This window comes from Endozoicomonas sp. SESOKO4 (assembly GCF_024606275.1).
This window is the reverse complement of the sequence record NZ_JAHHPS010000349.1, coordinates 1-6522: the sequence shown is the minus strand read 5'-3', so window position 1 is coordinate 6522 and position 6522 is coordinate 1. Positions and strand designations below refer to the sequence as shown.

Genomic DNA, 6522 nt, shown 5'->3' with positions numbered 1-6522 from the left:
AACTATGAACCAGGCCTACAACCAACTGGTAGAACGTTTCAACAAGCTTTACCGTTTTCAACATCTTTCCGCTATTGCCAGTTGGGATCAGTCCGCCATAATGCCTTCCGGGGGCAACCAGGCTCGATCTGAAGCACTGGCAGAACTTTTTGGCCTGATGCACGAACTGCTGACTGAAGAACAGGTAGGCCATTGGCTTCAGGAAGCCCGGGAAAAAGCTGACGACACGGTAACACAAAGTTCTATCCGGGAAATGGAACGAAGCTGGAGAAAAGCCTCTGTTATGCCAGCAGAACTGGTCAAAGCTCAGTCTCTGGCCAGTTCGAAGTGTGAGCACGCTTGGCGAACCCAGCGGCCGAAAAATGACTGGAAAGGCTTCTCCGAAAACCTGAAAGAAGTGGTCAAACTAGCCCGTGAAGAGGCCAGTATTCGCTCCGCCGCATCCGGCGCCAGAGGCTACGACGCCCTGCTGGAGCTTTATGAACCCGGTATGACTTCCAAAGAGCTGGATGTTCTTTTTGGTCACCTCAAGAGCTGGCTGCCAGAAACCTTGCAAACCGTTGTCGAACAGCAAAAGAATGATTCTCTGATAGCCAGTCAGGGCCACTACCCTGCCGAGAACCAGAAAGCCCTCGGGTTGGATGTTATGAAACTGCTGGGGTTTGACTTCAATCATGGCCGACTGGACGTCAGTGTCCACCCATTCTGTGGTGGGGTTCCGGAAGATGTTCGCCTCACTACCCGATATAACGAACAAGACTTCGTTGAATCCCTGATGGGAACGATCCACGAAACAGGTCACGCCCGCTATAACCAGAATCTTCCGGCAGATCTGAGGTCGCTGCCACTTGGCTCCTACCGCTCAATGGGGGTCCATGAAGGCCAAAGTCTGTTTTTTGAAATGCAGCTGGGTCGCAGCCCGGAGTTCCTGAAGCTCATCAGACCTCTGATCGTGAAACACCTGTCAGAAGGTCAGGAGGATGAGCGTTTCAGCCAGATTAACCTTGAGAAGATCTACAACCGGGTAAAGCCCGGTTTTATCCGCGTAGACGCCGATGAAATCAGTTATCCCATGCATGTCATCCTGCGTTATGAAATCGAGAAGGCACTGATCGAGGGAGAACTGCTGGTGGATGACCTGCCCCAGATCTGGGATGAGAAAATGCAGGCTTACCTGGGCCTTGCCACCGGCGAAAATCACAGCACCGGCTGTATGCAAGACATTCACTGGCCAATGGGCGCTTTTGGCTACTTCCCAAGCTATACTTTGGGTGCCATGTACGCAGCACAGCAGTTTGCCACTGTTAAGCGACAATTGCCCGATGTAGAGAGCCGCATCGCTACCGGCGATTTGGAGCCGGTATTTAACTGGCTGACAGAAAACATCTGGCAGCAAGGCTGCAAGCTGGAAACTCACGAACTATACACTCAGGCCACCGGCGAACCGCTGAATGCAGATCACTTCAAGCAGCACATTCTGAGTCGTTACCTGAAGACTTGATGACTCGCTCCCCTTAAGCTCCTGAACCCACTCACTCCGAGGTCGGGTTCAGGTTTACTGAACAACCATCCCGTATTGGCTATCGAATTTTAGAAACTCATACGACACACAGCAGGAGTTGGTGTGCACTGTTTAGCATTGTACTATCTGCCTTAACGGCCAGCATACGCTACAAAAACCATCAGCTTAGTTGGTGAAGTGTTATCAAAAAAATTCAAAAGGCTATTGATACCAGATGGTGGTGGATGTCAATTATAATGTCGATGGGCCATGATAAATGGATAAAGATTTGATTTTCCCATTTTTATCAAGTTTAAAAACATCTACATATGGCCTGTTAGTGCCATCAATATTTAGAGTTAAATATAATACACAGTCAGCCAAAAGCTGTTGATTAACAACATCATACTTCACACCATTATCTTCATGACAAAATAAGTATTTAGCTGTAATTTTTCCATATTTGGGTGAATACACCAAGTCATCTTGATCACTGAATAATGGCAATATGCCATTGCATTCGTTACCATTCTTAAGGCTTTCTACGTATGTCTTTGTAACTATTGTGCAATAGTCAGAATAGGCAGCGTTAGAGGTAAATGCGATTATTGATATAAAAAATAAGCATGCGACATTACTCATCATGTTTAGCCTCACATATCTGGCATTAGGATTTTAGTACATGGTCGACTATTTAATTTGCACGACAACATCAAGGCCAGCCCATTTGTCCTGGCACCCTGTGCATAACGCCCTGCTGCTTCAGCTGCGATACACCCAAGGCCGTTTAGAAAGCATTCTAGTATAATGATGGCAACTTTCTCACTAAGCTAGCCAGGGTGGGTCGACATAGTATTCGCCCCTGGCCCTCCATGGCTCGCAACGATGGTGACAGTCGATTTTTGCAAGCAGAGCTCAAATCTTGAACCTTGAACATATTCAAAAGGAGCAAGAATCAAGTATGCAATCCGCCGAAATACAGAACATTAGCCGCTACATAGTGACAGCTGCCTCACTGGTGATCATTCTTGCCGGTATTCGTCTGGGCAGTGAAATACTCTCTCTCCTGCTGTTTTCCTACTTCCTGGCGATTCTTCTCAACCCAGCCATTAACGCCTTGAGCCGACTGCATATTCCCAGGGTGCTGGGCATTCTGTTAGTAGTCTCGGTGCTAATCATCACTATGATGATGATTGTGGCTTCCATTGGCAGTGCCTTACAGGACTTTGCCAAGGCGCTGCCAGGGTATAAGCAGCAAACGATCGATATGATTCATCAGATCAGTGACAAACTGGCGCAACGCAACATTAATCTGGATCTGAAATCCATCGCTGAACCATTGGATACCTCATCCATCTTTAGCTTTTTAACGTCCATGCTGACCCATATGGGCAGTGCCACCAGTTATGTTTTCCTGATCTTTCTGACGGTTATATTCATGCTGGCCGAGGCACCGCTACTGAGAAATAAACTGATCCGTTCCATGTCTGATCCGGACCAGCAGCTGAAAGATCTCGAAAGATTTGTTGCCTCGGTCAATCGTTATGTTGCCCTGAAAACGGCCATCAGTGTGCTCACAGGATTACTGGTCGCTCTATTGCTAGGATTGCGAGGGGTTAACTTTTACCTTTTGGGCGGCATTCTGGCTTTTGCCCTGAACTTTATTCCAAACATTGGTTCCATACTGGCGGCCATTCCCGGCATCCTGATCACTTTGCTGCAACTGGGTTTTTCTGAAGCACTATTTGTTTCAGCTGGCTATTTCCTGATCAACATGCTGATTGGTAACATGCTTGAGCCAAGAGTATTAGGTAAGGGACTCGGTCTTTCGTCCATGGTCGTTTTTTTATCGTTGCTGATCTGGGGCTGGTTATTGGGCCCGATTGGCATGCTGCTCTCAGTCCCTCTGACCATCAGCATAAAAGTACTATTGGAATCCTCGCCCGGTAGCCGAAGATTTGCTGCGCTCTTGGGGTCTGGAAGGCCAAAAGAGGAGGTGGACGCTGAACAGTCAAAATAATACTTAGCATCAGCCGACTGTACTAAAGTGAACAGATTCATCAATGGACAGGCAAATACTATGCAGAAAAATCCATGGACAAACTGGGTTGAAAAGATTCGCGCCATTGCTCAGAACGGAATAACCTATACCGACGGCGGCTTTGATCTGGAGCGCTACCAGCAGCTTCAGGACATTGCCCACGAAATGACAGCACTTCTTGCAGGCGCTCCCATTGAAAAAGTCGATCACTATTTTCTTCCTGAAACAGGCTATACCACACCCAAGCTCGATATCCGGGCTGGAGTGTTTCAGGAAGGTCGTATCCTGCTGGTAAGAGAACGCTCTGATGGTTGCTGGGCTCTGCCCGGCGGCTGGGCCGACGTCTGCGAGTCCCCAGCTCTGGGAGCAGAACGGGAAACTCTGGAAGAGTCAGGGTATATTGTCAAAGCCCGGAAGCTGGTGGCTGTGCGTGATGTTCATAAACACCCCTACTCTCCCAGAAACCCTCACCACCTGATCAAAATGCTGTTTTTGTGTGAACTCAAGGGTGGCAGCCCAACTGCCAACATCGAAATATCAGAGGTCGGTTTTTTCGAGCCGGATCAACTGCCACATCTCTCACAGGGGAGAACCATTGCTTCCGACATTGCTTTGATGAAGCAACATCATGAAAACAATGGTTTGCCAACAGAGTTCGATAAATAGGCAGGTTTACCTGCCATTTTCCTGACGAATCAGGCTGTTCCGCCTACCGTGATTTCATCGATTTTGAGCGTGGGCTGGCCAACACCAACAGGCACAGACTGACCGTCTTTACCGCAAACACCAACGCCCGGATCCAGCTCCAGATCATTGCCGACCATAGAGACCTGATTCATAACATCCGGTCCGTTGCCGATCAGCGTAGCGCCTTTAACCGGAGTGGTTACCTTGCCATTCTCAATCAGGTAAGCCTCACTGGTGGAAAATACAAATTTGCCAGAAGTAATATCGACCTGACCACCGCCCATATTGGCGACGTAGATTCCTTTATCAACACTGGCAACAATCTCACCCGGATCGCTTTTGCCAGCCAACATGTAGGTGTTGGTCATTCGTGGCATGGGCAGATGAGAATAAGACTCTCGACGTCCATTACCCGTAGAAGCAACGCCCATCAGACGGGCATTCAGCTTATCCTGCATGTAGCCTTTCAGGATACCGTTCTCAACCAGAACCGTTGATTCGGTGGGTACACCTTCGTCGTCCAGATTCAGGGAGCCTCTGCGGCCTGTCAGCGTGCCGTCATCAACAATGGTGCATAGCGGCGAAGCAACCCTCTCACCGACACGACCTGCGTAGGCAGAACTGCCTTTACGGTTAAAGTCGCCTTCCAGACCGTGTCCTACGGCTTCATGCAGCAGAACACCCGACCAACCCGGAGCCAATACGACCGGCATGGTCCCAGCCGGAGCAGCAACAGCTTCATGATTCACAAGAGCCTGTCGCACCGCTTCACGGGCATAGCTCAAGCCTTTATCATTTTGGATAAACTGCAGATAGTCACCACGACCACCTCCACCGGCAGAACCTCGCTCAATACGGCCATCTTTCTCGGCAATAACACTGACGCTCATACGTACCAACGGCCGTATATCCGCAGCCAGAGTACCATCAGAAGCAGCCACCAGAACCACTTCGTGGACACCCGCCAGACTGACGTTAACCTGCTTAACCGCTGGATCCGCTTTTCTGGCTTCCTGGTCAACAGCCTTGAGCAGAGACACTTTATCTTCACGACTCATGGAGTCCAGAGGATTATCCGTGCCGTAAAGAGCCAGTGGCTGACTTCGGTTCCAGGCCTGAATCTGATGCTCCTGACCCAGACGAGCAATACTCCGGGCCGCGCCCGCAGCCTGCTCCAGGGCCGGTAAAATGATTTCGTTGGAATAGGCAAAGCCGGTTTTCTCGCCACTGATAGCACGTACACCTACACCCCGGTCTACATTGAAGCTGCCTTCTTTGATGATACTGTCTTCCAGCGCCCAGACTTCATGACGTGTTGACTGAAAGTAGAGATCCGCTGCGTCAACCGAATGCCCCAGAATACTGTCAAGCACTCTGCCCAGCTCGTTGTCACCGATATTTGCCGGCGCCAGCAAATGATTTCGCGCCTGTGTAAGAATGTCGGTCATAGTTTATTCAGGCCCTAGCTATTATCCATTGCCTGCTTGATTATTCGGAGCAGGCCTACATCGTTATAAAGAGATTGTCACACCTATGGACAAAAAAAGCATTCCCATTTTGCTTAAGGCTGTTTCTGACTCAGGGTTTTTTCCGCTTGGGAATCTCTGTCTGACCTGGTTTTCGGGCTTTGCTGGAGAATAATTGATCCAGAGTCACCTCAGGGTTGTCAAAAGAGCCTCTGATTCGGTAGCGAATACTGGCCAGCTGATCCACCTGTTTACCCACCAGCATATCCGCCAGATAAATCAGACCGGCCACCTGAGGTGCAGATCCAAGCAAGACACTGAGTATCGGCAGATTAGACGATAATGGAAGTGTAACAACCAGACTCATGTCCATACTTTCAGTGACACTGTCTACACGGCCATCCAGCTTGAAGTTCGACGAAGGACCATCAATTTCAAGAGGCTTATCAAAAGTGATAATTCCTTCGTCGAACCGCACGACCCCATCCAGACGGTCAAAACTGATGCCTTTCTTGTAGAGGTCAGAAAAATCGAGACGCAGACGCCGGGTCAGAGCCTCCATATTCAGGATGCCGAACATTTTCAAGGCGCCGGCTCCCCCTTCTACCTTCTGCAGGGTACCATTTTCCAGCTTTAGTCGAACGGCACCTGTCAGTGACACTATATTGATACCCATCGGAGGTCCATCCCAAGCCAGCTTCCCCTGAATGGTCGTTTTCTTAGCTGAAACAAAAGGTGAGATACCCAAAGCTTCCTGCAGAGCCTGAATGCCAGACCCTGTCAGGCGCTCATTAAAAGAAGTCCTGTGCTGACCATTGATGTAGGTC

General features: G+C 49.3%; 6 protein-coding genes. 3 read left to right on the top strand and 3 right to left on the bottom strand.

Annotated features, from left to right (window positions below):
- Window positions 1-1501, top strand: a 1501-nt coding sequence (locus KDK16_RS06865) for a carboxypeptidase M32 (RefSeq protein WP_306670758.1), incomplete at its 5' end; no start/stop codon positions are given.
- A 252-nt stretch (window positions 1502-1753) separates the two neighbouring features.
- Here KDK16_RS06865 and KDK16_RS06860 read toward each other — a convergent pair.
- Window positions 1754-2146: a hypothetical protein gene (locus tag KDK16_RS06860; RefSeq protein WP_257275303.1), complete on the bottom strand. Its 393-nt coding sequence runs from the start codon at window positions 2144-2146 to the stop codon at window positions 1754-1756.
- A gap of 316 nt (window positions 2147-2462) precedes the next feature.
- On the opposite strand from KDK16_RS06860, the gene KDK16_RS06855 reads away from it, so the two are divergent.
- Together KDK16_RS06855 and KDK16_RS06850 are read left to right on the top strand one after the other, a co-directional pair.
- On the top strand, window positions 2463-3521 hold the full coding sequence (locus tag KDK16_RS06855; protein WP_257253210.1) for an AI-2E family transporter: 1059 nt from the start codon (window positions 2463-2465) through the stop codon (window positions 3519-3521).
- Window positions 3522-3581: 60 nt separating this feature from the next.
- Window positions 3582-4208 (top strand): NUDIX hydrolase, encoded by a 627-nt coding sequence (locus KDK16_RS06850; protein WP_257253212.1) that lies wholly within the window; start codon window positions 3582-3584, stop codon window positions 4206-4208.
- A gap of 29 nt (window positions 4209-4237) precedes the next feature.
- Here KDK16_RS06850 and tldD read toward each other — a convergent pair whose 3' ends face one another.
- The gene (tldD, locus tag KDK16_RS06845; protein WP_257275302.1) at window positions 4238-5677 is read right to left on the bottom strand and encodes a metalloprotease TldD; all 1440 of its coding nucleotides are present in this window, start codon (window positions 5675-5677) and stop codon (window positions 4238-4240) included.
- 130 nt (window positions 5678-5807) lie between these two features.
- On the bottom strand, window positions 5808-6522 hold a 715-nt coding region (locus tag KDK16_RS06840), incomplete at its 5' end, for an AsmA-like C-terminal region-containing protein (protein WP_306670757.1).

Excerpts from the sequence above, each read along its gene's own strand:
- KDK16_RS06860 (WP_257275303.1), bottom strand. The coding sequence starts at position 2,146 with ATGATGAGTAATGTCGCATGCTTATTTTTTATATCAATAATCGCATTT.
- KDK16_RS06855 (WP_257253210.1), top strand. The coding sequence starts at position 2,463 with ATGCAATCCGCCGAAATACAGAACATTAGCCGCTACATAGTGACAGCT.
- KDK16_RS06850 (WP_257253212.1), top strand. The coding sequence starts at position 3,582 with ATGCAGAAAAATCCATGGACAAACTGGGTTGAAAAGATTCGCGCCATT.
- tldD (WP_257275302.1), bottom strand. The coding sequence starts at position 5,677 with ATGACCGACATTCTTACACAGGCGCGAAATCATTTGCTGGCGCCGGCA.